23 protein-coding genes are annotated in these 24,785 nt (G+C 66.1%); 17 read left to right on the forward strand and 6 right to left on the reverse strand.

The window, feature by feature from the left end:
- The first annotated feature begins 245 nt into the window (after positions 1 to 245).
- Complete coding sequence (locus AC0GNR_RS04560; RefSeq protein ID WP_472899818.1) at positions 246 to 1,631, forward strand: AAA family ATPase; 1,386 nt, start codon at positions 246 to 248, stop codon at positions 1,629 to 1,631.
- Positions 1,628 to 3,166 carry a VWA domain-containing protein gene (locus tag AC0GNR_RS04565; RefSeq protein WP_472899819.1) on the forward strand — a complete coding sequence of 513 codons (1,539 nt, stop codon included), beginning with the start codon at positions 1,628 to 1,630 and terminating at the stop codon, positions 3,164 to 3,166. The genes AC0GNR_RS04560 and AC0GNR_RS04565 overlap by 4 nt, the downstream gene beginning before the upstream one ends.
- A gap of 15 nt (positions 3,167 to 3,181) precedes the next feature.
- Here AC0GNR_RS04565 and AC0GNR_RS04570 read toward each other — a convergent pair whose 3' ends face one another.
- Positions 3,182 to 3,922, reverse strand: coding sequence for a 2OG-Fe dioxygenase family protein (locus AC0GNR_RS04570; RefSeq protein ID WP_472899820.1), 741 nt, complete (start codon positions 3,920 to 3,922; stop codon positions 3,182 to 3,184).
- Positions 3,923 to 4,100: 178 nt separating this feature from the next.
- On the opposite strand from AC0GNR_RS04570, the gene AC0GNR_RS04575 reads away from it, so the two are divergent.
- Both AC0GNR_RS04575 and AC0GNR_RS04580 read left to right on the forward strand, forming a co-directional pair.
- The gene (locus AC0GNR_RS04575) at positions 4,101 to 4,553 is read left to right on the forward strand and encodes a bacteriohemerythrin (protein WP_472899821.1); all 453 of its coding nucleotides are present in this window, start codon (positions 4,101 to 4,103) and stop codon (positions 4,551 to 4,553) included.
- A 100-nt stretch (positions 4,554 to 4,653) separates the two neighbouring features.
- Entirely contained in the window at positions 4,654 to 5,523 is an 870-nt protein-coding gene (locus AC0GNR_RS04580) for a DUF2189 domain-containing protein (protein ID WP_472899822.1), read from the forward strand.
- A gap of 45 nt (positions 5,524 to 5,568) precedes the next feature.
- On the opposite strand, the gene acuI is transcribed toward AC0GNR_RS04580, so the two are convergent.
- The 3 genes from acuI to AC0GNR_RS04595 are packed head-to-tail and all read right to left on the reverse strand — an operon-like array spanning position 5,569 to position 8,572.
- Positions 5,569 to 6,570 (reverse strand): acrylyl-CoA reductase (NADPH), encoded by a 1,002-nt coding sequence (acuI, locus tag AC0GNR_RS04585; protein ID WP_472899823.1) that lies wholly within the window; start codon positions 6,568 to 6,570, stop codon positions 5,569 to 5,571.
- Positions 6,536 to 6,802 carry a hypothetical protein gene (locus AC0GNR_RS04590; RefSeq protein WP_472899824.1) on the reverse strand — a complete coding sequence of 89 codons (267 nt, stop codon included), beginning with the start codon at positions 6,800 to 6,802 and terminating at the stop codon, positions 6,536 to 6,538. Before AC0GNR_RS04590 ends, acuI begins: the two co-directional genes overlap by 35 nt.
- 36 nt (positions 6,803 to 6,838) lie before the next feature.
- Positions 6,839 to 8,572, reverse strand: a complete 1,734-nt coding sequence (locus AC0GNR_RS04595; protein WP_472899825.1) for a long-chain fatty acid--CoA ligase — start codon at positions 8,570 to 8,572, stop codon at positions 6,839 to 6,841.
- A gap of 304 nt (positions 8,573 to 8,876) precedes the next feature.
- Between AC0GNR_RS04595 and AC0GNR_RS04600 the strand changes: the two genes are divergently transcribed.
- From AC0GNR_RS04600 to AC0GNR_RS04615, 4 genes are all read left to right on the forward strand, one after another.
- Positions 8,877 to 9,914 carry an amino acid ABC transporter substrate-binding protein gene (locus tag AC0GNR_RS04600; RefSeq protein WP_472899826.1) on the forward strand — a complete coding sequence of 346 codons (1,038 nt, stop codon included), beginning with the start codon at positions 8,877 to 8,879 and terminating at the stop codon, positions 9,912 to 9,914.
- Between the two features lie 81 nt (positions 9,915 to 9,995).
- A complete protein-coding gene (locus AC0GNR_RS04605; RefSeq protein WP_472899827.1) occupies positions 9,996 to 11,177 on the forward strand; it encodes an amino acid ABC transporter permease in 1,182 nt (393 codons plus the stop codon).
- A gap of 4 nt (positions 11,178 to 11,181) precedes the next feature.
- Positions 11,182 to 12,300, forward strand: a complete 1,119-nt coding sequence (locus AC0GNR_RS04610) for an amino acid ABC transporter permease (protein ID WP_472899828.1) — start codon at positions 11,182 to 11,184, stop codon at positions 12,298 to 12,300.
- Positions 12,301 to 12,324: 24 nt separating this feature from the next.
- Complete coding sequence (locus AC0GNR_RS04615) at positions 12,325 to 13,083, forward strand: amino acid ABC transporter ATP-binding protein (RefSeq protein ID WP_472899829.1); 759 nt, start codon at positions 12,325 to 12,327, stop codon at positions 13,081 to 13,083.
- A 16-nt stretch (positions 13,084 to 13,099) separates the two neighbouring features.
- On the opposite strand, the gene AC0GNR_RS04620 is transcribed toward AC0GNR_RS04615, so the two are convergent.
- A complete protein-coding gene (locus AC0GNR_RS04620; protein ID WP_472899889.1) occupies positions 13,100 to 13,564 on the reverse strand; it encodes a Cd(II)/Pb(II)-responsive transcriptional regulator in 465 nt (154 codons plus the stop codon).
- Positions 13,565 to 13,642: 78 nt separating this feature from the next.
- Here AC0GNR_RS04620 and AC0GNR_RS04625 point away from each other — a divergent pair, with 78 nt between their 5' ends.
- From AC0GNR_RS04625 to AC0GNR_RS04665, 9 genes are all read left to right on the forward strand, one after another.
- The gene (locus tag AC0GNR_RS04625; RefSeq protein WP_472899830.1) at positions 13,643 to 14,329 is read left to right on the forward strand and encodes a cation efflux transmembrane domain-containing protein; all 687 of its coding nucleotides are present in this window, start codon (positions 13,643 to 13,645) and stop codon (positions 14,327 to 14,329) included.
- A gap of 32 nt (positions 14,330 to 14,361) precedes the next feature.
- Positions 14,362 to 14,763 (forward strand): hypothetical protein, encoded by a 402-nt coding sequence (locus AC0GNR_RS04630; RefSeq protein ID WP_472899831.1) that lies wholly within the window; start codon positions 14,362 to 14,364, stop codon positions 14,761 to 14,763.
- A gap of 82 nt (positions 14,764 to 14,845) precedes the next feature.
- The gene (locus tag AC0GNR_RS04635) at positions 14,846 to 16,276 is read left to right on the forward strand and encodes a TolC family protein (RefSeq protein ID WP_472899832.1); all 1,431 of its coding nucleotides are present in this window, start codon (positions 14,846 to 14,848) and stop codon (positions 16,274 to 16,276) included.
- A gap of 14 nt (positions 16,277 to 16,290) precedes the next feature.
- Positions 16,291 to 17,700: a multicopper oxidase family protein gene (locus AC0GNR_RS04640; protein WP_472899833.1), complete on the forward strand. Its 1,410-nt coding sequence runs from the start codon at positions 16,291 to 16,293 to the stop codon at positions 17,698 to 17,700.
- A gap of 17 nt (positions 17,701 to 17,717) precedes the next feature.
- Positions 17,718 to 18,254, forward strand: coding sequence for a cupredoxin domain-containing protein (locus tag AC0GNR_RS04645; RefSeq protein ID WP_472899834.1), 537 nt, complete (start codon positions 17,718 to 17,720; stop codon positions 18,252 to 18,254).
- A 28-nt stretch (positions 18,255 to 18,282) separates the two neighbouring features.
- A complete protein-coding gene (locus AC0GNR_RS04650) occupies positions 18,283 to 18,759 on the forward strand; it encodes a DUF411 domain-containing protein (protein ID WP_472899835.1) in 477 nt (158 codons plus the stop codon).
- A gap of 37 nt (positions 18,760 to 18,796) precedes the next feature.
- Positions 18,797 to 19,198 carry a copper-binding protein gene (locus AC0GNR_RS04655; protein WP_472899836.1) on the forward strand — a complete coding sequence of 134 codons (402 nt, stop codon included), beginning with the start codon at positions 18,797 to 18,799 and terminating at the stop codon, positions 19,196 to 19,198.
- A 232-nt stretch (positions 19,199 to 19,430) separates the two neighbouring features.
- Positions 19,431 to 21,014: a methyl-accepting chemotaxis protein gene (locus AC0GNR_RS04660; protein WP_472899837.1), complete on the forward strand. Its 1,584-nt coding sequence runs from the start codon at positions 19,431 to 19,433 to the stop codon at positions 21,012 to 21,014.
- 71 nt (positions 21,015 to 21,085) lie between these two features.
- Positions 21,086 to 22,423 (forward strand): TAXI family TRAP transporter solute-binding subunit, encoded by a 1,338-nt coding sequence (locus AC0GNR_RS04665; protein WP_472899838.1) that lies wholly within the window; start codon positions 21,086 to 21,088, stop codon positions 22,421 to 22,423.
- Positions 22,424 to 22,625: 202 nt separating this feature from the next.
- On the opposite strand, the gene AC0GNR_RS04670 is transcribed toward AC0GNR_RS04665, so the two are convergent.
- Positions 22,626 to 24,719, reverse strand: coding sequence for a DUF1631 family protein (locus AC0GNR_RS04670; protein WP_472899839.1), 2,094 nt, complete (start codon positions 24,717 to 24,719; stop codon positions 22,626 to 22,628).
- Positions 24,720 to 24,785 lie beyond the last annotated feature (66 nt).

The raw sequence follows: 24,785 nt of genomic DNA on the forward strand, positions 1-24,785 counted from the left end.
ACACCCGCGCCCCGCGCCGCTTCGCGTCACCGCCCTGAGGGGGGCGATTCGAGCGGCCTGGCGGAGCCAGCTCCGCCGCATCCTGGGCTCATGCACGCGCTCCGGAGTCGGCTCCCCCCGCGCCGCCTTCAGCGTCACCCCCCAGGGGGCGATGCGAGCGGCCTGGCCGAGCCAGTTCCGCCGCATCCTGCGTGTGGCACGCGCTCCGGCCATGCGACCTCTCGTGAAACCCTTCGCATCTGCACATGACGCGTGAATACACCTCTGGCGCTGTCTGGGCGCCCATGCTGGCCGAGCTGGAACGTGGTCTGTTGCAGCGCGACGTGGCGGCGCGTGCGTTGCTGCTGGCCGCGCTGGCGGGTGAACATGTGTTGCTGCTCGGGCCGCCCGGCACGGCCAAGAGTGAGCTGGCGCGCCGCTTGCAGCGTCTGCTGCCCGGCGCGCACTATTTTGAACGGCTGCTGACGCGTTTCACAGTGCCTGAAGAGCTGTTTGGGCCGCTCTCACTGCGCGCGCTGGAAGACGACCGCTACGAGCGCCTGACCGAGGGCTACCTGCCCAGCGCCGAGGTGGCTTTTCTGGACGAAGTCTTCAAGGCCAACTCGGCCATCCTCAACACCCTGCTCGGCCTGCTGCACGAACGCCAGTTTGACAACGGCAGCCAGCGCCTACCCGTGCCGCTGGTGTGCCTGGTGGGCGCTAGCAACGAGCAGCCGCAGGACGACACCCTGCTGGCGTTTTACGACCGTTTTCTGCTGCGCGTGCCGGTGCAGCCGGTGGACGACGCGCATTTCACCGCCTTGCTGCTGGCCGACGCGCCCGCCTCGGGCGACACCCCGGCCGACGCATCGATCAACCCAGCCGATTTGAAGGTCCTGCGTGAGCGCGCGCCGTCGGTCAGCCTGGGTGACGAGGCGTTGGCTCTGCTGCAGCAAGCCCGGCAACACGCCAGCGACACTGGGCAAACGGTATCCGACCGCCGCTGGCGCCAGCTGGTGGCCCTGCTGCAATTGCAGGCGGCCAGCCGAGGGGCCAGCGCCATCAGCCCCTGGGACCTGTGGCTGCTGCCTTTCGTGCTCGCGTCCGACCCGGCGCAAGTGCCGGGCTGGACCACCTTGTTCATGCACGCAGTGGCACACACCGCGCCCTTACCGCTGGATGGCCTGGAGCGCGCCGTGCAGGCCTTTGAATCCCAACTGGACACCGAGCGCCGCGCCCCGCCCGACGCGCAGGACGACAGCGCCGGCAAGCTGGCGCTGGCGCGCGCCATCACCCGCCCGGGCGAAGAAAGCGAGATGGTGCGCATCACCAGCGAACGCGCGCAGCGCCGCTACAGCCCCGTGCACATTCAAGCCCGTGTGGCGCAGTGCGACGAACTGCTGGAACGCTTGATGGCGCTGCACGGCGAGTGGCTGGCGATGGCGCACGCGGTGCTGGCACAGGCCCGCGCGCACCCCTGGCTGCCACCGTCCTGGCTGCTGCAGATCGAAGCCGCACACGCCGAGCGCTGCAGCCACCTGGTGGGCCTGTGTGCGCAGCACCAGTCCACCCGCAACGGTTTTGCCGCCCTGCCGGTGGATGCCGAGGCCACTGCCAGCGCACCGCCGCCAGTGCCCTGCGAATACCCATGAGGGCTTCGACAGGCTCAGCCCGAACGGGCGGGTCGGTCGGCACGGCGCCCCCAGCCAACGTTCACCCTGAGCCTGCCGAAGGAGCGAACGCGACCGACCGCCCCTACCACCACCTGGCCACCCTGCCCCGCGAACTCTGGCGCTGGGCCGTGGTGTGCAGCAGCGGCCCAGCCGAGCGGCGCCTGCCCGAGCTTGCGCACTGGCACAGCGCGCTGATGGACGGCGCCCTGCCCGACCCCAGCCACCACTTCGGCGACGCCGCCGCCACACAAGCGCTGCGCCCACTGTTGGCCGAACTGGACTTGCTCACCCTCACGCGCCACAGCGCACCGCTCACCGGCCAGGTGCTGCAGAGCCTGCTGTGGCATCTGGACAGCCTGATCGACCGCCCGGACAGCGAACCACGTGCTGCGGCCATCGACCGCATGCGAACCAGCTTTCGCGAGAGCTGGGACGTGCAGCGCCAAGGCTGGGACGAGGCGCTGGCGCTGCTGCAATCGCTGGGTGAGCTGGCCCAGTTGCGCTGGGACGATCTGGCCGGGCAGCTCAACCGGCGCGAATGGCAAGAAGCCCGGCGCATTGGCGAACTGCTCCAGCGCCTGCCCGCGCTGGCCGCTTTCATCGACGGCGTCGGCCGCCGCGATGCCTCACGCAGCCAACCACCCGCCCGCCAAACCCAGCCCGCGCCCCAAGCCGAAACACCCGCCGCACGCCACCCGGCCGACGAAACCGAGCGGCGCCCGGAACCCACCGCGGTGGATGGTGTGCGCCGCTCGCGCAACCTGGCCCGCATGACCGGCGCTGAAAGCCTCAACCTCACGCACCCCGGCTTGCGCCGCTTGTGGCGGGCGCGTTTTGCCGAAGCGCAATTGCTGAGCTACGACGACCGCGCCCGGGCGCCCGCGCAGCGCCCCCTGCCCCAACCCGACCCCCAAGCCCACCGCGCCGTGCCCACCCACGCCGGGCGCGGCCCACTGATCATTTGCCTGGACACCTCGGGCTCCATGCGCGGCGCGCCGGAAAGCGTGGCCAAGGCCTGTGTGTTGCAGGCGCTGCGCAGCGCCCACGCCGGCCAGCGCCCTTGCCGGTTGCTGGCCTTTGGTGGCCCCAGCGAGCTGCTGGAACGCGACCTGGCGCTGGACGCCGACGGCCTGGCGCACCTGCTCGACCTGATGGGCCAGAGCTTTGACGGCGGAACCGATGTGCAGACCCCGATCGAACGCGCCATTGCGCTGGTGCAAACCACCGGCTGGCAAGACGCCGACCTGTTGATCGTGAGCGACGGTGAATTTGGCGTGACCCCCGCCACCCTGCAACACCTGCGCGAGGCCAAAGAGCGCCTGGCCCTGCGCGCCCATGGCGTGCTCATTGGCGACCGCGAAACCATTGGCCTGCTGGAGGTGTGTGACCACCTGTACTGGGTGCGCGAATGGCGGCGCTACGGCAGCGGCGCCAGCGCCGTGGCCGACAACTTTTCCCCCGTGCACAGCCGCAGCCTGACGGCGCTGTACTTCCCCAACGCCATCCGGCGGTGAAACGCGCAGCGGCGCTCAGTCGCCCTGAAAGCCGCCTTGGCGGTAGGTCAGCACCAGCGTGTCGCGCCAGCCCAAAGTGCCCGGCTCCACCGGCTGAATCGGCGTGGTCTCGTGAATCACGCGCTGGTCGTCCAGCAACAGCAGCGACCACGGTTCCTGCAGCGTGAAGCGCTGGCCGCTGGGGCCCTCGGCCTCAAACACCCGGCTTTCGCCCCCCTTGATGCGGTGGCGCCCGAGCATGAACACGGCCACCAGATCGACCCCGTCGCGGTGCGCGCCCTCGGGCGTGGGGCGGCCAATGCCGTCGGTGGTGTCGATGCGGAAGCTGTGCGCCTCAACAAACCAGGGCCGGCGCCCGCGCAGCGCAGACACCGCCTCGCCTACTTGCGCCAACAACCGGCTCCATACCGGCAAGGCGAGCAGCTCGGGCTGCATGGGTTCAAACCAGCGCTGCATGCCGCCGTGCAGGGCGTTGTATTCCAGCGGCTGCCAATGCGCGCGGTGCGGCACTGCGCTCACCTCGGCGCCATCCACCACAAAGCAGCTGTGGCGCCGGCGGCGGTAGCGGCCACCGTCTTTCAGGTAGGCGTCGGGCGGCAGATCGTTCCAGCCAGCGTGCAAAGCGTCCAGCTCAGCGGTCGAGGCGGGCAGCGACTGCTGCACATCGGACGCACTCAGCAAGGCAAAGCCCCCGGTTTGCAGGGCGCTGGACACCCCGGACAAGGGCACGTAAGGGGGTTGAAATTCGCTGGTCATGGGCGGGCAGTGTACCGGGCCGGCGCCACCCTCCGGCCCCGCGCAGGCGCATCGTCCGACTGCAGCAAGGGGTTGCGTGCACAGTTGCTGCGCTGGATCAAAACGGCGGCATTCTCTCGGTGTCAAGCTGTGTTTCACCCACACATGTTGATCACGTGGTGACGCACAGGAGATGGCCGTGAACACAATTGAATGGACCGATGCGCTGGTGCTGGATTTCGAACCCATCGATACCCTGCACCACACGTTTGTAGACCTGCTGGCCCGCGCCCAGCAAGCCCCCGACGACGACCTGCCGCAAGCTTGGACGGCGCTGGTAGACCACACCATGGCGCAGTTTGAATGGGAAGACGATTGCATGCAGCGCACCAGTTTTTCGTCGGCAGCCAACCACTCCCTGCAGCACCGGGTGGTGCTCAACCTGCTGCGGGACGGGTTGGCGAAGGCGCGCAGCGGGCAGCTCGCTGCGGTGCGCGAAATGGCCTTTGAGCTGGCCGCCTGGTTTGCCCGGCACACCCAGGCACAGGACGCCGCCCTGGCCCTGCACCTGCGCCGACACCCGGCGCCGCCTGCGCGCCGTGGCGCCAACCCACAAGCGCCCGCACAGCGCGGCGGCCGGGCGCCACACTGAGCCGCACAGAGGCGGGCGCAAAACCCTGACGGGCATGGGGTAAACCATGTGAAATCAATATTCGGCGGTGGTTATATTGCTCCGATACGAGGAGAGTTCCATGGCCGAAGCCATTCACGCCGCTGCAAACGACCTGCCTGACAGATCCGAGGCGCCAGCGGACACCCCCCAGAACGACAACCCGCCCGCAGAAAGCCCACGCGGGCCCTCGGTGTTTTCGCTGCAGCTGGCCCATTTGAAGCCAGCAGACCCGTTTCAGTGGCTGCAGTTGGGCTGGGCCGATTTCAAACGCTGCCCCCGCATTGGCCTGTTTTACGGCTTGTGCTTTTTCGCCATGGGCCATGCCCTGCTGGCGGTGTTTCAGAGCGCGCCGGCCTATGTGCTGGCGCTGAGCGCCGGGTTCTTGCTGATGGGACCGTTCCTTTGCCTGGGCCTGTACGACGCCAGCAAGGCCATGCAGACACATTCACACCGCCCCAGCTTGCGCGCCTCGCTCCAGGCATGGCGGCCCACCAAGGGCACCATGGGCATCTTTGCTGGCGTGTTGCTGATCCTTGAACTGATCTGGGGCCGCGCCTCGCTGGTGGTGTTTGCCGTCACCTTCAACACCATGCCGTCCACCGAAAAGCTGCTGCCGCAGTTGCTCAACCCGGAAAACATCGGGTTTCTGATCACCTACACGGTGGTGGGCGCCTTCTTTGCCGGCCTGATTTTTGTGACCAGCGTGATCTCCATCCCGATGATCATGGACCGCAAGACCGACGCTGTGTCGGCCGGGCTCACCAGCATCCGCGCTTGCCTGCAAAACCCCGGCGTCATGCTGGTTTGGGGTGCGCTGATCACGGTCTTGATCGGCCTGTCCATGCTGCCGGCGTTTCTGGGCCTGATCGTTGTGGGCCCGGTCATTGGACACGCCACCTGGCACGCCTACCGGCACATCGTGCCCCAAAAGACCGAAGACAGCGCCTGACGAACCCAACGCGCTGGCGATCCCGCAGGCATCGCCAGCGCGTTTTCAGGCGTTCACGTTCACCACCAAGCGCCCGCGCACCTGGCCGGCCAAAATGTCGCGGCCCGCAGCCACGGCCTCGGCCAGGCCAATCTCGCGGGTGATCGTTGCGAGCTGCTGGCGGTCCAGCGTGCTGGCCAGCGCGGCCCACGCGGCCTCGCGTTTGCCGATCGGAGCCATGACGCTGTCAATGCCGTACAGCGTGACGCCGCGCAAAATAAACGGTGCCACGCTGGCCGGCAGGTCCATGCCCTGGGCCAGGCCACAGGCAGCCACCGCGCCGCCATAGCGCGTGCTGGCGCAGGCATTGGCCAGGGTGTGGCTGCCGACCGAATCCACCACCCCCATCCAGCGCTCTTTTTGCAGCGGTTTGCCAGGCGCGCTGAGGGCACCGCGGTCGATCACCTCGGCCGCGCCGAGGGACTTCAAATACTCGGCCTCCTGCGGCCGCCCGGTGGACGCCACCACCGTGTGACCCAGCCCGGCCAGCAAAGCAATGGCCACACTGCCCACGCCGCCGTTGGCGCCCGTCACCAGCACCTCGCCGCTGCCCGCAGTCATGCCGTTGTCGGCCCAGTGCCGCTGCAAGGCCGTCACACACAGCATGGCGGTGTAGCCGGCGGTACCCACCGCCATGGCGTCGCGTGCGCTCAAGCCGGCCGGCAGGGCCACCAGCCAGTCGCCTTTGACGCGCGCCATTTGCGCCAGGCCACCCCAGTGGTTTTCGCCCACGCCAAAGCCATTGAGCAGAACCTCGTCGCCCACCTTCCAGCGCGGGTGGCTGCTGGCGGTCACGGTGCCAGCGAAGTCAATGCCCGGCACCATGGGGAAGCTGCGCACCACCGGCGACTGGCCGGTGATCGCCAGACCGTCTTTGTAGTTGATGGTGGACCACGCCACCTGCACCGTCACGTCGCCCGTGGCGGGCAACTGAGACTCGTCCAGCTCGGTCAGCGCACAGCGGTAGCCAGCGTCATCGGTTTTGGTGATCAGCAGAGCTTTGAACATGGGTTTCTCCGTTTGAAGGGGTTTCGTTCCACAGCCGCCACAGCAGCCACCAGCCCATGCCGGCGTTGGCCAGGGCCAGCAAGGTCAGCACCACCAGCAAAGCCCCTTCGGGCTCGGCCAGGTGGAGGCCCCAGGCCATGGCCGAGGACAACACATTGAACGCGATGACCAGCCAGAACAGGGGCTTGCGGGGCTGCCAGAGGCGCTGCACAGAAGGGGCCAAAAATTGCATACCGCATTGTGCCGCGCGGGTGGCCGTGCAGCACCTTCAAGTTGCAGCAACGGGTTTGGGCTCCTGCTCTTGCAGCAGCCGCCACATCACCTTGCCGCTGCCGCTCTTGGGCAGAGCCTCGACAAACTGCACCACGCGCGGGCATTTGTACACGGCCATGTTGTCGCGGCACCAGTCCATGATGTCTTGCTCGCTGACCTGGCCGCGGGCGCTGTCACGCAACACCACCACGGCCTTCACGCTCTCGCCCCGGTAAGCGTCCTGGGTGGAAATGACGCAGGCTTCGGCAATGACGGGGTGGCGGAACATGAGCGCTTCCACCTCGGCCGGCCACACCTTGAAGCCGCTGGCGTTGATCATGCGCTTGAGGCGATCGGTGATGAAAAAGTAACCGTCTTCGTCCACCCGGCCCAGGTCCCCCGAGCGGAAATAGCGCTGACCTTCCAACGTGATGAAGGCCGCTTCGGTGGCGTCGGGGCGCTTCCAGTAGCCCGAAAACACCGAAGGCCCACGGATGATGATTTCGCCCGCCTCGCCCTGGGGCATTTCTTGCAGGCTGTCGGGGTCCACCACGCGCGCGTCCACGCTCATGAACGGAATGCCCAGGCACTGCTGCTTGGGAGCGTCGGGTGGGTTGTTGTGCGAGGGCGCTGCGGTTTCGGTCAGGCCATAGCCTTCGGCGTAGCGCAGGCCGTACTGTTCAAACAGGCGCTGCGCCACCGCCTGGGGCATGGCGGCACCGCCACCACCAATGAGCACCAGGCTGGACAGGTCGTACTGCGCAAAGTTGGGGCTGGCCAGCAGGTCGATCACCATGGTGGGGATGTTGGACCAGTGCGTGACACGCCATTTTGAAATGAGGCGACCGGCCAGCTCGCGGTCCCAGCGCGGCATGACCACCAGCGTGGCGCCGGTGTAAATGCCCGCGTGCATGCCCACCACCATGCCGGTGATGTGAAACATGGGCACCACCACGAGCGAGACGTTTTCAGGCGTGCTGCTGCCCCACAGCGAACCGGCCACCGCGTTGTGCATCAGGCTGGCGTGGGTGTGCATGCAGCCCTTGGGCAAGCCGGTGGTGCCGCTGGTGTAGGGCAACACGCTCAGGTCGGTGAGCTGGCGGTTGTGCAGCGGTGGCGCAGCGCTGCCGCTCAGCGCATCGGCCCAGTCCACCACCGTGCCGCCGGGCAGGCTGGGCAGCGGGTGGCGGGCGGCCAGCCACTCGGTCCAGGCGGGGGGAATGTCGGCCTGCGGCCCAATGGCATCGTGGTAGTGCGCCACCACCAGGTGCTGCAGCTGTTGGGCGGCAGGCAGCTCGGCGTTGGCCTTGAGCAATTCGCCGGCCAGGTCGGCGGCGCAAATGGCCACCTTCACGTCCGGGTCGGTGATGTAGTGGCCCAGCTCGGCCGCGCGGTTCATGGGGTTCACCGGCACCACCACGGCGTTGGCGCGCAGGATGGCGAAATGCGCCACCACCCACTGGGGCGCGTTTTGCATCAGCAAGATCACCCGGTCACCGGCCTGCACACCCTGCGTGTGCAGGTGAGCCGCCAGGCGCTCGGCCTGCTCCAGCAGTTCGCGGTAGGTGGTTACCTGGTCAAAAAACACCAGCGCAGGCTTGTCGGGGTAGCGGCGCGCGCTGACCACCAGGTTGTCCCACAACGAGGTGGCGGGTGGCGTGATGCGGTGCGGCAGGCGCTTGGGCCAAAACCGGTGGTGCGGGCGCACGGCCGGTGGTGCTGCATCGGCGGCGGTGGTGTGGCTGTTCATGGGTTTGTCTCCAGCAGCGGGTCTTGTGCGTCAAAGCATACGAGCCACACGCCAGATGGGACAACACAGCATGTCGCCCGTGGGACCACGCAATGTGGCACGGAACGTGCGAGTACCAACGGGCGAACGTGGACAGGTTTGTAACGCCATAGTGTTATGAATTCATTGCATAACCTGCCCACGTAAACCCCGATGCCTTCGCCCTGGGGGCACGGCTACAGTCGCTGAGCGGTCGCAAAGAGCACCCCTGTGGTGCGCAAGCGCCGAAATATGTGCATCCAACCAACGTATGGAGAAACCCCTGATGAAGATGACTTCCCTGAACCTGACCGCCCTGGGTCTGAGCGCTGCCGCTGCCTTGGTGAGCCTGTCAGCCCATGCCGGCAAAGACCTCGACGCGATCAAGAAACGCGGTGAACTGATCTGCGGCGCCAGCACCGGTCTGGCGGGTTTCTCGGCTGCCGACAGCCAGGGCAAATACGCTGGTCTGGACGTGGACACCTGCCGTGCCGTGGCCGCCGCCGTGCTGGGTGACCCCAACAAAGCGCGCTTTGTGCCGCTGACCGCACAACAGCGCTTCACCGCCCTGCAGTCGGGTGAGATCGACATGCTGTCGCGCAACACCACCTGGACCATGACCCGTGACGCGTCGCTGGGTCTGCACTTTGCGGGCATCAACTTCTACGACGGCCAGGGTTTCATGGTGCCAAAGAAGCTCAAGGTGACGAGTGCCAAACAGCTCAAGGGCGCCACCGTGTGCGTGGAAGCCGGCACCACCACCGAGCTGAACCTGACCGACTATTCGCGCGCCAACAACCTGAACATCAAGCCCGTGGTGTTCAACAACGCCGAAGCCACCACGGCGGCCTATTTCAGCGGGCGCTGCCAGGCGTTCACCACCGACGCGTCGGGCCTGGCGTCTTACCGCTCCAAGCAGGCCGCCAACCCGGCCGACCACGTGATCCTGCCCGAGCTCATTTCCAAAGAGCCACTGGGCCCCATGGTGCGCCGTGGTGACGACGACTTCTTTGCCATCGTCAAGTGGGTCGGCAACGCCCTGCTGGAAGCCGAAGAGTTTGGCATCACCCAGGCCAACGCCGACAAAATGCGCGCCGAGAGCAAAAACCCCAGCGTGATGCGGCTGCTGGGTGCCGGCAACGAAGACACAGGCAAACTGATCGGCCTGGACAAAGAATGGGCGCTGCGCGCTATCAAGGCCGGCGGCAACTACGGCGAGCAGTTTGAACGCCACGTGGGCCCCAAGACCACCATCGGCCTGCCCCGCGGCATCAACAACCTGTGGAACAAGGGCGGCGTGATGTACGCACCACCGGTCCGCTGATGCTTTGAACCACCAAACCGGGACTGGACTGGCTCCATGTCTCGGTTTTTTTATACCTCCCTATTCCCTTGAAAGGCGGTTGTGAGCACTGTTCCACCTCCTCATGCACGAAAACGCTGGTCTCTCAACAGCCGGGCCACCCGTGGCGTGCTGTTTCAGTTGCTGGCCCTGATCCTGGTGGCGCTGTCCATCTGGTTCCTGTCGCACAACACCCAAGTCAACATGGCGGCGCGGGGCATCCCCAGCGGATTTGACTTTCTGGGCGCGCCTGCCGGCTTTGACATCGGCGAAACCGTTATCCCCTACGACCCGAGCCAGAGCTACGCGGTCGCGATTGGTGTGGGCGTGCTCAACACGCTCAAAGTGGCCATTCTGGGCATCGTGTTCACCACCCTGATCGGCGTGGCCATTGGCGTGGGGCGCTTCTCGCGCAACGGTCTGGTGCGCGGCCTCTGCTACAGCTACGTCGAGGTTTTTCGCAACATTCCCGTGCTGCTGCAGCTGCTGATGTGGTACCTGTTCATGCTGGAGGTGCTGCCTCCGTCCAACGAAGCCTGGAACGCCTTTGGTGGCTTTTTCCTGAGCAAAGGCGGCTTCTCCATGCCCTGGCCCAGCGCGGGTGTGGGCTGGGGCTGGGTCGTGCTCGGCGCCGTAGCCGGCTTGGTGGCCGCAGGTGTGTGGCGCCGGCGCATGCTGAGCCGGTTTGAACGCACGGGGCAAGAAGGCGACCGCCTGTGGGCACCGCTTGCCCTGGTGCTGGTGCTGGCCGTGGTGGGCTGGTTGCTGGGCGGCATGCCCAGCCAATGGGACCTGCCCGAGCAAATGGCCTTCATGGTGGACGGTGGCGCCAGCGCCACGCCCGAGTTTCTGACCGTGCTGATCGGCCTGGTCACCTACACCGCGGCTTTTGTGGCCGAGGTGGTGCGCGGCGGCATCCAGTCGGTCAGCCGCGGCCAGACCGAAGCGGCCAGCGCGCTGGGGCTCACGCCCAAACACACCATGCGGCTGGTGGTGTTGCCCCAGGCCATGCGCGTGATCATTCCACCGCTGACCAACCAGTACCTCAACCTGACCAAAAACTCGTCGCTGGCCGTGGCGGTGGGCTACCCCGACGTGGTGTCGGTGGCCAACACCACCATCAACCAGAGCGGCCGTGCGGTCGAGTGCATCGCCATCATCATGCTGGTCTATCTCTCCACTTCGCTGAGCACCTCGTTGTTCATGAATTGGTACAACGCCCGCAGCGCGATCAAGGAGCGTTGAAACCATGAACACCCAACCATCCAACGCGGTTTTCACCCCCATCGCGCCCCGTCCATCGCCGGTGCGCACCACCGGCTTGGTGGCCTGGGCCCGGCGCAACCTGTTCAGCAGCATCGGCAACACGCTCACCACCCTGTTTGTGCTCGCGCTGGGCATTTACGCGCTGCCGGGCATCTTGCAATGGGGTGTGGTGCAAGCCGTTTTTGCCCCTGACGCCAGCGCTTGCCAGGCCGCCCGCGGCACCGGCGCCTGCTGGGGCGTGGTGGCTGAAAAGTACCGCCTCATCCTGCTCGGGCGCTATCCGTTTGAAGAACACTGGCGCCCGGTGCTGGCCACCAGCCTCATGCTGGCCGGGCTGGTGGTGAGCTGCATCCGCGTGTTCTGGAAGCCCTGGCTGGCCATCATGTGGGTGGGCATCATGGCGCTGTTCTTTGCCCTTATGGGCGGCGGCGTCATGGGCTTGTCGTCCGTGCGCACCGACCTGTGGGGCGGCCTGCCGCTCACGGTGCTGCTGGCCACGGTGTCCATCTTTCTGGCGTTCCCGCTGGCCATTGTGGTGGCGCTGGGCCGGCGCAGCAACCTGCCTGCCATTCGATCGGTCTGCGTGGTGTACATCGAACTGGTGCGCGGCGTGCCGCTGATCTCGGTGTTGTTCATGGCTTCGTTCATGTTCCCGCTGTTCATGCCACAGGGTGTGTCCATCGACGTGCTGACCCGCGTGGTGGTGGGCATCACGCTGTTTGCCGCGGCCTACATGGCCGAGATCATCCGTGGCGGCTTGCAGGCCATACCCAAAGGACAGCTCGAAGCCGCCGACACGCTGGGTCTGAGCTACTGGCAGACACAACGCAAGGTGGTGCTGCCCCAGGCGTTGGCCATGGTGGTGCCCAGCATCATGAACAACTTCATTTCCATCTTCAAAGACACCTCGCTGGTCACCATCGTGTCCATGTACGAGCTCACCGGTGCGCTGTCGCTGGCTTTGAATTCCGATGTGGAATGGCGCCCGTTCAAGATCGAAGCCTATCTGTTCATCACCCTCGTTTATTTCGCTTTCTGCTTTGCCATGTCGCGCTACAGCCTGTGGGTTGAAAAGCAATTGAGCAGCAGCAAAGCCCGCTGAAGGCGCCCCAGAAGGAACAACAACATGACCGCATCAACCGCCGCTGAACCCATCATCCGTTTCGACAAAGTCAACAAGTGGTACGGCAACGACTTCCATGTGCTGCGCGACATCGACCTCGATGTCGCCAAAGGCGAACGCATCGTGGTGTGCGGCCCGTCGGGCTCGGGCAAGTCCACGCTGATCCGCTGCATCAACCGCCTGGAAGAGCACCAGCAGGGCCACCTCACCGTGGACGGCATCGAGCTCACCGACGACATCAAGGCCATTGACCAGGTGCGCAAAAACGTGGGTATGGTGTTTCAGCAGTTCAACCTGTTTCCGCACCTGACCGTGCTGGAAAACCTCACGCTCTCGCCCATGTGGGTCGGCAAGATCCCCAAAAAGGAAGCTGAAGAACGCGCCATGCAGCAGCTGCAGCGCGTGCGCATTGCCGAGCAGGCCAGCAAATACCCGCTTCAGCTCTCCGGTGGCCAGCAGCAGCGCGTGGCCATTGCCCGGGCCTTGTGTCTCACGCCCAAGATCATGCTGTTTGACGAGCCCACCTCGGCGCTCGACCCGGAAATGATCAAGGAAGTGCTGGACGTGATGATCGAGCTGGCCAACATGGGCATCACCATGATCTGCGTGACCCACGAAATGAGTTTCGCCAAGGCCGTGGCCGACCGCGTCATCTTCATGGACCAGGGCCAGATCGTCGAGCAAAACACGCCGCACGAATTTTTCAACAACCCGCAGAACGAACGCAGCCGGGACTTTCTCTCAAAGATCCTGGGACACTGAGCGCGGCCGATGCCGCCTAAACATGGCGGTGTCCGGCGGGCGGCTCTACCCCCGGCAGCGCTTCGTCGGCCCGCTGGTGCAGCGCTTCGATGATGTGGCAATGGTCGTCCGAGCCGTCGCAGCGCTTGCGCAAGGCCAGCAGGTCTTTTTCGAGGGTGCGCAACTCGGCCAGGCGCTGGCGCACATGGCCCAGGTGCGCGTCCAGCGCCGTGCTGGCGGTGGCGCAATCGGCCTTGTTGTTGAGCTCCAGCGCCAACAGGGTGCGCACTTCGTCCAGCGACATGTCCAGCGCGCGGCACTGCCGAATGAAGCGCAAACGATGAATGTCGGCCTCGCTGTAAAGGCGGTAATCGTTACCGGCGCGGGCTTGCGGCTTCAGCAAGCCCTCGCGCTCGTAGTACCGGATATTGGCCGCGCTCACGCCTGAGCGCTGCGCCGCCTCACCAATGCGGTGCACCGGGGTCACCGGCTGGGCTTCCATGTTCATGCTTGACCTTCAAGTGGCTTCAAGGTTTTTAATCATGGCATACCTTGAACCCTTGCACGAAAGACACCCGCCATGGCCTGCGCTTGCCACTCCAGCTGCTCCACCGAAACGCCTGCCAACGCAGCCCCGCCGATTGACCCGCGCTGGCGCCGCGCGCTGTGGATTGCGCTCGTGGTCAACGCGGCCATGTTCGGCGTGGAACTGGTGGCGGGCTTGCAAGCCAATTCGGTGTCGCTCTTGGCCGACGCGGTGGACTTTGCCGGTGATGCCGCCAACTACGCGCTGTCCTTGGCCGTGCTGAGCATGGCCCTGGTCTGGCGCAGCCGCGCGGCGTTTGTGAAAGGTGCCACCATGTTCGCCTACGGCCTGTTTGTGCTGGCGCGGGCTGGCTGGCTGCTGCAAAGCGGCAGCGTGCCCGAGCCGCTGACCATGGGCGTGGTGGGGTTGGTGGCCTTGCTGGCCAACGCTGGCGTGGCCGTGCTGCTGTACGGGTTTCGCACGGGCGACGCCAACATGCGCAGCGTGTGGCTGTGCTCGCGCAACGACGCGCTGTCCAACCTGGCGGTCATGGCAGCCGCGCTCGGGGTGTTCGGCACCGGCTCGGCCTGGCCCGACCTGGCGGTGGCCGCCGTCATGGCCGTGCTGGCGCTCACAGCGGGGCTCTCCGTCATGCGCCAGGCGCGGGCCGAGCTGGCCCGGGCTTCATCAACGCGCCCCACACAGGCGCCACAGGCGGTGGGAATCCCCCACGCCGACTGAACTTTCTGCCGGCGCGCTTATCATTCAACGCCATGCGCCACCTGTTGCTCGCCCTCATCATTGCCCTGCTGCCCTTGCGCGCCTGGGTGGGCGACGCCATGGCGGTGTCCATGATGGGCCACACGGCAACCAGCATGGTGGCAGCAGGGGCGCAGCCCGACTGCCCGGACCACGCGGGCGAGGGGCCTCTGGCCCTGAGCCTGAGCGCGGGGCACGATCTGCATGGCAGCACACACGGTACGGCCGAATCACAGCAGCCTGACCACCCACCAGACCACCAGCACAACGCCTGCGACGTGTGCAACGGCCCCGCGCTGGTCGTCGGACTGCTCTTGTCCGCCACGGTGTCGCAGCACCACACCCTGCTCGCGCTGCCTGCCGAGCGCTTTGCCAGCGTTGCGCTGCAGCAAGGCATCAAGCCACCCATCTCCTGAGCATCCAAGCCCGTAGTGCGTCTGCCGCGGCCCCCTTCGGGCCTGTGCGGCGGGCGCTGGTTTGTTTTGTCAGGAGATCCCCATGCCTGTTTTTAGGCGCCATGTACCCACCCGCACGCCAGCGGGCACCCTTCAGCGACCGCCCCTGAAGGCGCCTTTCGCACACCTGTGGTGGGCCGCCCTGCTGTGTGCAGCGCCTGCGCTGGCCCAGCCATCTGCGGCCCTGCGCGCTGCCGACCCTGCCACGCCCGCGCCCGCCAGCGCCGTGCAGGTGCTGCCAACCGCCGCCCCCGCCCAGCCACTGGAGTTGCCCACCGACATCGAGCGCGCTCGGGCGATCTGGCAGCAGGCCAACCAGCGCGTGGCCGAGTTCCCCCGTGGCCACATCGACATCCTTCGCTGGGAGGCCCAAAACCCCGGCGGCACACCGTCCGCAGAAGCACCGGCGGTCACCGCACCCACGCTCGACGTGGCCGAGGCCGTGCGCATCTCACTGCGCCACCGCCCGGCCCTGCTGGTCCACGCGGGCATGAGCGAGCCCGAGCGGGGCGAAGTGCAGCGGGCTTACGTGGCCCATGTCCAAGCCGTGCACACCGCCTGGGTGGAGGCCGTCACCGCCCGCCACAGCCTGCGCCTGATGACCGAAGCGCTGTCAGCCGCGAGCACCGGCGTGGCCCTGGGGCAGCGCATGGTGCTGGCCGGCAACTGGAGCCAGGCCAAACTGCTGCGCGAACAGGTGCAAGAAGCCGCCGCCCACCAGGCGGCCGCGCGGGCCCAGCATGCAAAACACAGCGGCGACGAACAGCTCGCCCGCCTGTTGGGCCAGTGGGACGGGGCAGCCATAGCCGCCCTGCTGCAGCGCCTGCCGACCAGCTTGCCGGCGTTGCCTGAGCAAGTCACGCCCGGCCCCGGTATCAGCCCGGCCGAGGTGGAAGGCGCTGCGCTGCGCGGCCACCCCACGCTGGCCTGGCAGCTCACTGAGGCGCGCCGCCAGCTCGCCGCAGTGCCCCCCGCGCGGCTGGCCGCCTGGCATGAAGCGGTGGACAAGGTCGTTCAAGCCGCCCCCGCAACAGCCCGGGAAGCCCCCTGGACCGTACCCCAGATCGACAACTTGCCGCTGCTGCGCGACCACGCCCTGGAACGCGCGGTGCGCGCAGAGTCCACCCTGCTGCAGGTGGCTGCCGAGCGCCGGTCGATGGCGCGCGAGGCCTGGGCGCAACTGCAAGCCCAGCACGCCAGCGCACGCCACGCGCAAGACGTGGTCAGCCCGCTGCAAACCACGCTGGAGCAAGAAACTCTGCTGCGCTACAACGGCATGCTGCAAAGCACCTGGGACCTGCTGGCCCAGGCCCGCGAGCGTCTGGCCTCGCTGGACGCGGCACACCTGGCCCGCCGTGACTTCTGGCTAGCCCACACCGCCTGGCAAGCCCTGCTCGCCGGAGGCGACTACCAGGGCCCCGGCACTTCGTCTGCCCCCGGCGGCAGCGCCAGCACCCCACCCAAAGGACACTGACCATGACGCAAGCCATGAACCGAAGAAACTTTTTCGCAGGCGCAGCAGCCACCGCGGTGGCCGCCGCCAGCGTGAGCCGCGTGGCCCTGGCCGCGCTGCCCGAAGCGGTGCAACAAACCAGCGCCGACACCGCAGCTCCCTGGACGCCACCCGGCGTGACCGGAGCCGGCCGGCCCTACAACCCGGTGGTCACGCTCAACGGCTGGACCCTGCCCTGGCGCATGAACAACGGGGTGAAAGAATTTCACCTGGTGGCCGAACCGGTGGTGCGCGAGATGGCACCCGGCTTTCTGGTCAACATGTGGGGCTACAACGGCCAGAGCCCCGGCCCCACCATTGAGGTGGTGGAAGGCGACAAGGTGCGCATTTTTGTGACCAACCGCCTGCCCGAGCCCACCACCATCCACTGGCACGGCCAGCGCTTGCCCAATGGCATGGACGGGGTGAGCGGTCTCAACCAGCCCTACATACCGGCCGGCAAAACCTTTGTGTACGAATTTGAAGCGCGCCGGCCCGGCACCTTCATGTACCACCCGCACGCCGACGAAATGACGCAAATGGCCATGGGCATGATGGGTTTCTGGGTCACACACCCGAAGCAGAAACACCCGCTGATTGACGACGTGCAGCGCGACTATTGTTTTCTGCTCAACGCCTTTGACGTGGAACCCGGCAGCATGACGCCGCAGGTCAACACCATGCTGGACTTCAACATCTGGAGCTTCAACAGCCGTGTATTCCCCGGCCTGAGCCCTTTGGTGGCGCGCCTGGGCGAGCGCGTGCGCGTGCGCGTGGGCAACCTCACCATGACCAACCACCCGGTGCACATCCACGGCATTGAATTTGAAGTGACCGGCACCGACGGCGGGCCGGTGCCCAAAACCGCGCGCTGGCCCGAGGTGACCACCGATGTGGCCGTGGGCCAGATGCGGCAGATCGAGTTTTTGGCCGACGAGCCCGGCGACTGGGCCATGCACTGCCACAAGAGCCACCACACCATGGGCGCCATGGGCCACGGCGTGCCCACCATGATCGGCGCCGACCACCGCGGCCTGCTCAAAGGCTTGCAAAAAGCCGTACCCGACTACATGGTGATGGGCGAGCGCGGCATGGCCGACATGAAAGAGATGGAGATGGAGCTGCCCCACAACACCTTCCCCATGATGAGCGGCACCGGCCCTTATGGCCCCATTGGCATGGGCGGCATGTTCACCACGCTCAAGGTGCGCGCCGACCAGAAACCAGGCGACTACACCGACCCCGGCTGGTACCAGCAGCCGCCCGGCACCCGGGCTCGCGAGGTGGCCACGCCCACCGCCCAGGCATCGCCGCCCGCCAGCGCTGCGCCATCAAATCGGTCATCAACCCCAACCGCTCCCATCGGCTCGGCCCGCAAGCCACAAGGCCATGGCGGCCACCACTGAACACAAGGAACCCACCCATGTACACACCAGCACCGACCCGCCGCCGCTTTCAGCAACTGCTGATCGGCCTGCCCTTGTTGCCACTGGCCACCACGGCCTGGCTGCCCACAGCCGCGCAAGCCCACGGCGAGCGCCACGACGGCCACACCAAGGCCGGCCCTGTGGTGAAAGAACAAAAGCCCTGGGGCATTGCGGCCGAGCCCAGCGAAGCGAAACGCACCGTCGAGATCCGCATGACCGACGACATGAAGTTCACACCCAGCCACCTGGACGTGCGCGAGGGCGAAACGCTGCGGCTGCGCGCCGTGAACCAGGGCAAGGTGATGCACGAAATCGTCATCGGCACGCGTGAGGAACTGGCCGCTCACGCCGACATGATGAAAAAGCACCCCGGCATGGAACACGACGAGCCCTACATGGCCCATGTGTCCCCAGGCAAGCGGGGCGACATCGTCTGGACCTTCAACCGCGCCGGTGACTTCGAATTTGCCTGCCTCATCCCCGGCCACTTTGAAGCCGGCATGCGCGGCACTGTGCGCGTGCGCGCGGCCTGAACCCCTTTGCTTGAACCGGAGAAACCCCATGAAACGACGTTCCTTGTTGCGCGCCTCGCCCGCGCTGGCCGCCCTGGCCCTGCTGCCCGCGCTGGGCACCGCCCAAACGGCCCCGGCCCTGCCGGTGCTGCAAGTATGGAAAGACCCCAACTGCGGCTGCTGCAACGACTGGATCAGCTACCTCAAGCGCGACGGCTTTCAGGTGCAGACCTTTGACACCGGCAACACCGCGGTGCGCAAGCGCCTGGGCCTGCCCGACAAATACGGCTCGTGCCACACGGGTCTGATTGGTGGCTACGTCATTGAAGGGCATGTGAACGCGCGCGAAATTCGCCGTCTGCTGGCCGAAAAGCCCAAAGCCATTGGCCTGTCGGTGCCCGGCATGCCTGTGGGCAGCCCCGGCATGGACGGCCCGGAATACGGCGCCCGCAAAGACCCCTACGACGTGGTGCTGGTGCTGGCCGACGGCAGCAGCCGCGTCTACCAGTCGTATTTCCGCGGCTGACCCGACCGTCACCACCCTGCATACAGGAAACCACACCATGCACACACCCAACACCCTGAAAACCGTGAAACACGGCTACCGCGCCACCGCCCTGCTGGCCCTGTTGCTGGGCAGCGGTCTGGCTCTTGCGCAAACGCACAACCACGCGCACGGCACTCCGACAACACCCGCAGCAGCCTCGCCGGCAGCACCCACTGAAACCGCCAGCAGCAGCCTGCCCTGGGCAGAGGCCGAGGTGCGCCGGGTCGACACTGCAGCAGGCAAGATCAGCCTGAAACACGGCGAAATCAAAAACCTGGACATGCCCCCCATGACCATGGTGTTTCAGCTGCAAGACAAAGCCCTCCTGGGCAACCTGAAAGCTGGCGACCGCGTTCGCTTCACGGCCGACAAAGTCAACGGCAGCTACACCGTGCTGGCACTCGAACCCGCGCCTTGAACTTTGTGTGTACCCAAGCATGACAAAGAGGCCACCGATGCCATGCTTGGGTACACATGGGCGGCGGCTGAGCCCAGAACTGGCCCCGCAAGTTCCTCTTCATCTGCTCTTTTACATGGAGGTGTGTCCCTAGACTCGGGTGCTTGAACGGTCGGTATGCGAGACCAACGGCCTCAAGTCTTACACCGAGTTGACGAAACTCAATGAACCATTGAAACGATCGGATGACCCCATGCGCACCAACCTGCCTGTAACCCAGAGCGAATTTGTCATCCCGGACGGTGTCACCCTCGTTTCGACGACCGACCTGAAAAGCCACATCACCTACTGCAACCCGGCTTTCATTGCGGTGAGCGGTTACAGCCGCGAAGAACTGATCGGTCAGCCGCACAACCTGGTGCGCCACCCCGACATGCCACCGGAAGCCTACCGGGACATGTGGGCCACATTGGCCAGCGGCTTCCCGTGGTCTGCCCTGGTAAAAAACCGACGCAAAAATGGCGACCACTATTGGGTGGTGGCCAACGCCACGCCCATCATGGAAAACGGCCAGGCGGCCGGCTACATGTCGGTGCGCACCAAACCCACCCGCGAACAGATTCAAGAAGCCGAAGCCCTCTACGCCCGCATGCGCAGCGAAGCCGAAAGCGGCCATGCCCGAGTGGCATTGCACCGTGGCCGTGTGGTGCGCACCGGCCTGGTGGGCACACTGCAGCGCGCCAGCCAGCTGACGCTGGGCCGGCGCATTGGCCTGATTTGTGGCGTGCTCGCGCTCGTGGGCATGGCGCTCGGTGCCGGCTTGGCCAGCATGGGTACCCCCGCGTTGCTGGCAGGTGCAGCTGGGATGGTCTTGCTGGCTGGAGCGGCAGCTTGGATGCTGCGAGGCCAAATGGTGGGCCCCCTGCACGACGCCGTGCTGTTTGCCAACCTCATGGCGGCGGGCGATCTCTCGGCCCGCTTCAAAGGACAGACCAGCGGCGATTTCGGTGATCTCGGGCGCGCGCTCAACCAGCTCAACGTGAACCTGCAGGCCGTGGTGTCGGATGTGCGCCACGAGGTCGAAGGCGTGCAGGTGGCGTCCAATGAAATCGCCAGCGGCAACCAGGACCTGTCCTCACGCACCGAATCTCAGGCCAGCAGCCTGGAAGAAACCGCCGCCTCCATGGAGCAACTCACCAGCACGGTGCAACAAAGTGCGAACACCTCGCGCGAAGCGGCCGTGCTCGCGCAGCGGGCCGCTACCGTGGCGCGCCAGGGCAATGAAGCCATGGGCCAGGTGGTCAGCACCATGGACGACATCAGCCGCTCGTCCAGCCGCATCGGGGAAATCATCCAGGTGATCGACGGCATTTCATTTCAGACCAACATTCTGGCGCTCAACGCCGCGGTGGAAGCGGCCCGGGCCGGCGAACAGGGCCGGGGCTTTGCCGTGGTGGCGGCCGAAGTGCGCAACCTGGCGCAGCGCACGCTGGGCGCAGCCAAAGAGATCAAGGTGCTGATCGACGAGTCGGCCAGCAAAGTGGCCCATGGCAGCCAACTGGTGCACAGCGCCGGCCAGACCATGGGCGACGTGGTGGGTGCCGTCGAACAGGTCAGCGGTCTGATCACGGAAATCACCAGCGCCACCAACGAACAGTCGCTGGGCATCGCTCAGATCAACCAGGCGGTGGGCCAACTCGATTCCGTCACTCAGCAAAACTCGGCCATGGTGGAAGAGCTGGCCGCTGCGGCGGGCTCGCTGCAGTCCCAGGCGCAGGTCATGCACGAGGCCGTGCAGATCTTCCGGCTGGACAAGCGGGCCGTGGCACTGCGCTGAACCCGGGCGGGCGCCAAAACAGGCGCCATGGCGGGACGTGGGGGCTGTAAGGGCCGTGCTAATGTAGCGACATGCCCCACAACATTCGCTACACCCTGCTGTCGCTGCGCGACCTGGCGGTGTCCATTGGCCCCGTGGCCCTGCTCACAGCCACCCTGCTGGCCCTCACCTACTGGTGGCTCGACCCCAACCCGCCCAAGCGGGTGGTGCTGGCCACCGGCCCCGCCCAGAGCGCCTACGACGAGTTTGGCAAACGCTACGCCGAAGCCCTGCAGCGCTACGGCATCACCGTCGAGTTGCTGCCGTCTGAAGGCTCTTCGGCCAACCTGGAACTGCTGCGCTCGGGCCAGGCCGACCTGGGTTTTGTGCAAGGTGGTACGGCCGACATTGGCTACGACGATGAAGAATCCATTGCCTCGCTGGGCAGCCTGTTCGTAGAACCCTTGTGGCTGTTTTACCGCGAAGACGCAGCGCAGCGGCTCAACCAAACGCCCACAGTGGCCAACCTGGCCGACCTGCAGGGCTGGCGGGTCAACGTGGGTACGCCAGGCAGTGGCGTGCCCCGGCTGTTTTCCACCCTGCTCGATGTCAACCGCATCGACACCGGCCAGATTCAGCTCAGCGAACTGGAACAAACGCCGGCCACCGTGGCGTTTCTCAATGGCGAGCTGGACGCCGTGGTGTTTGCTTCTGCGCCCGAGTCGCTGATGGTGCAGATGCTGCTGCAAACCCCGGGCATCAAGCTGATGGACTTTGCCCAGAGCGAAGCCTATTCACGTCGCTTTGGTTACCTCACACCCGTGGTCATGCCGCAAGGTGTGGTCGACTTGGCCGCCGACATTCCCACCCGCGACGTGCGCCTGGTGGCGTCCACCACCAGCCTGCTCGCCAGCGCCAAGACGCACCCGGCCATCCTGCAGCTGTTTGCCCAAGCATCCACCGGCTTGCATGGCCGCCCGGGCTGGTTCAGCCGAGCCCGCGAATACCCCAGCCTGGAGCACAGCGAGGTGCCCGTGTCACCCGAGGCGGTGCGCGCTATCCAGAACGGTCCGCCGTTTTTGCAGCGCTACCTGCCGTTCTGGATGGCCAACCTGATTGAGCGCATGTGGCTGGCCATGGGTCTGATCATCGCGCTGGCACTGCCCTTGTCGCGCATCGTGCCGCCGCTCTACACCTTCCGCATCCGCTCGCGGGTGTTCCGCTGGTACGCCGAGTTGCGCGACATCGAACAGCGCCACGAAAGCGCCAAAGAAAAAGACGCGACCCCGGTGCAAGCCCTGCTTGAGCAGCTCGACGAGATGGAGACCAAGGTCGAAAAAATCGTGGTCCCGCTGTCGTACACCGACGAACTCTACGCCCTGCGCAACAACATCCACCTGGTCAGAAAGAAGCTGCTGCGCAAGGGATAGCCCTGAGCAGCAAACGCAACGAGGAGCATGGGGGCAACGAGGCCAAAGAGCAGGGCCGCCCCCAGCAAGGCCAGCCCCCTCGGGGGGCAGCGACCCGCGCAGCGGCGGAGCGTGGGGGCTACGAGGCCGCAGCGCAGGGCCGCCCCAAGCAAGGCCAGCCCCCTCGGGGGGCAGCGACCCGCGCAGCGGCGGAGCGTGGGGGCTACTGGCTTGCGCTGTTGATCCAGGCCTGCCGTGCCACCGCGTCCAGCGCCTGTTCCACCACGCCATGGTCGGCCACCACGCGCAGGCGGTCTTGGTCCAGCAGCCGCTCCAGCCCGCGCCGCGTCATGGAAAGCGACCGGCCATCTGCACCCGTGAACAAAAACATGGTGCCGTGTGGGCTGGCCCAAGTGATCTGGCAGCGCATCGCCTGGCCGTCCTGCATCACATCCACCCAGGTCCCGACCGGCAAGGCCTGGGCGCTCTGGGGCTTCATCTCGGCCTTGATGTCGGCCCAGTCGCGCTGCATGGGCTGCGTGTCAACGAACGCCGGCTGGGTGTCCATGGCCATGTCGTCCAGGAAGCCCGTGTCGCGTGCTTCGTCGGGTTGCATCCATGGCTCGGGCTCCACGTCAAACTGCCGGCTCGGCAGGGTATCGACCGCTGCGTCGCTGCGCTGCGTTTTGTAGGCGGCCTCGTGCAGGCCCATCAGCGCCTGAAAGAAGGCCTCGGTTTGTTCACGCGGGTAATCGATGGAGTCCAGTCCTTCGCGCAAGGTGCGCAGCACGCCCGGAATGACTTTGATCAGCCGCGGCCGGTTGCGGCTGGCCAATGTAAGCTGGCTGGACCACAACAGGTCGGGCAGGATGTCGGTGTAGCGAAGCGCGGGCGACTCCGTCGGCGACAGCACGCTCGCCGGGTCCTGAGACTCCACGGCTTCCATGCGGGCCTGAGCCACCACCTGGGCCCATGGGCCGCTCAAAAAACGCCGCACCACACCGGGGGCGCGGTCGTAGTCGTTGCGCGCCGTGAATTCGGCCAGCACCCGCTCAGCCAGCAGATTGCGTTGCTCCACCCGCACCAGCGTCTGGACCGCCAGTCCCCGCGCCTGCGCCTGCGCTGGCGCCAGTGCGTTGCGCTGGGATCGGTTCAAGTTTGATAGCAGCGCGGGGAAGCGGCTGGCCAAATCAGGACCCGGTGCTTGCAGCGCCCTAACAATGCCCTGCACCTCGGTGGCAAACGCCGCATAGCCTGGGTCCTGCTCACTGGTGAACGCCAGACTGCGCTCGGTCACGGTGTCCAGCAAACGCCGGGCAGGGTTGTTGCGGTCGGCGAAAAAACGGGGATCGCTGCGGGCCAGTTGCAGCAGAGCGGGCTTCATGCCGGCCAGCAGCTCACGCAGCGGCGCAAGCAGGCGGCTGTCTTCAGCAATTCCGCGCAGCATCAGCGTCACCACCTCGGCCGCCAGCGTGCGCACCATGCCGTTGCCGGTACTGGCCGCCACCGGGTCGCCCGGGTCGTGGTTGCTTTGCTCCAGGTTGCCCACCAGCAGCTGGTGCAGGTGGTCCAGCGTCAGCAAGGCACCGCTACCCAGCACCGAAGCAGACGGCACAGCGTCGGTGCGCCCTGGGACTGCGGTACCTGCACCCGGGGGAAAGCGACTTTCTGGCGCCTGGATCACGTTGTAACCCGCGGGCACAATGCCCCAGCTGTCCAGCAAGATGGTCAGGTGGGTGTACATGCCGTGCAGTTCGTGGCCCAGGGCCACAGCACCCGTTTGCAACCAGCGTGCGCGCACAGCGGGGTCGACATGCAGCCCATTGAGCGCGTCCATCAGGGCCGCGACCACCGCTTCGGTGCGCAGCGGATTGGCTTCCGGGCGCACGCGTTGCAAGCCCTGGGCGCGGCTCATGCGGGCGTTCAGCGCCACCAGGGCTTCGTCGGCCGACATCTTGATGACCTGCTGCACCCGGGCAGAGTCCACCGTTTCCTGCAACTGCTCGTCACCCATGAGCTCCAGCTCGTCAAAGCTCATTGAGCGCGCGGTCCGCGCAGGCGCACTGGCCGCGCTGTGGGCAGCGTCAAGAGACGCGGCAAAGGCTTCAATAAACCGCACCGCGATCAGTTCGCGGTGACTTTCGAGCTGCACGCGGGCTTGCACCAGCAGCTGCTTTTCGTGCAGGTGGCTCACCGCCCCTTCACGCTGCTGCAGGGTTTCATGCAATTTTGACAACCAGCGCGGCACCCACTCGCGCATGTGCGCAAGGGCCTCTGTCAGACAGGCTTCAAAAGCCTGTGGGTTGCTGGGTTCCATGCCGCCAGATGTCTTTCTGCCCCGTGGGGAATAGGTGTCCGATGCAGGCCATTATGGCCAGACGGG

Source organism: Hydrogenophaga sp. LT287 (genome assembly GCF_055702805.1).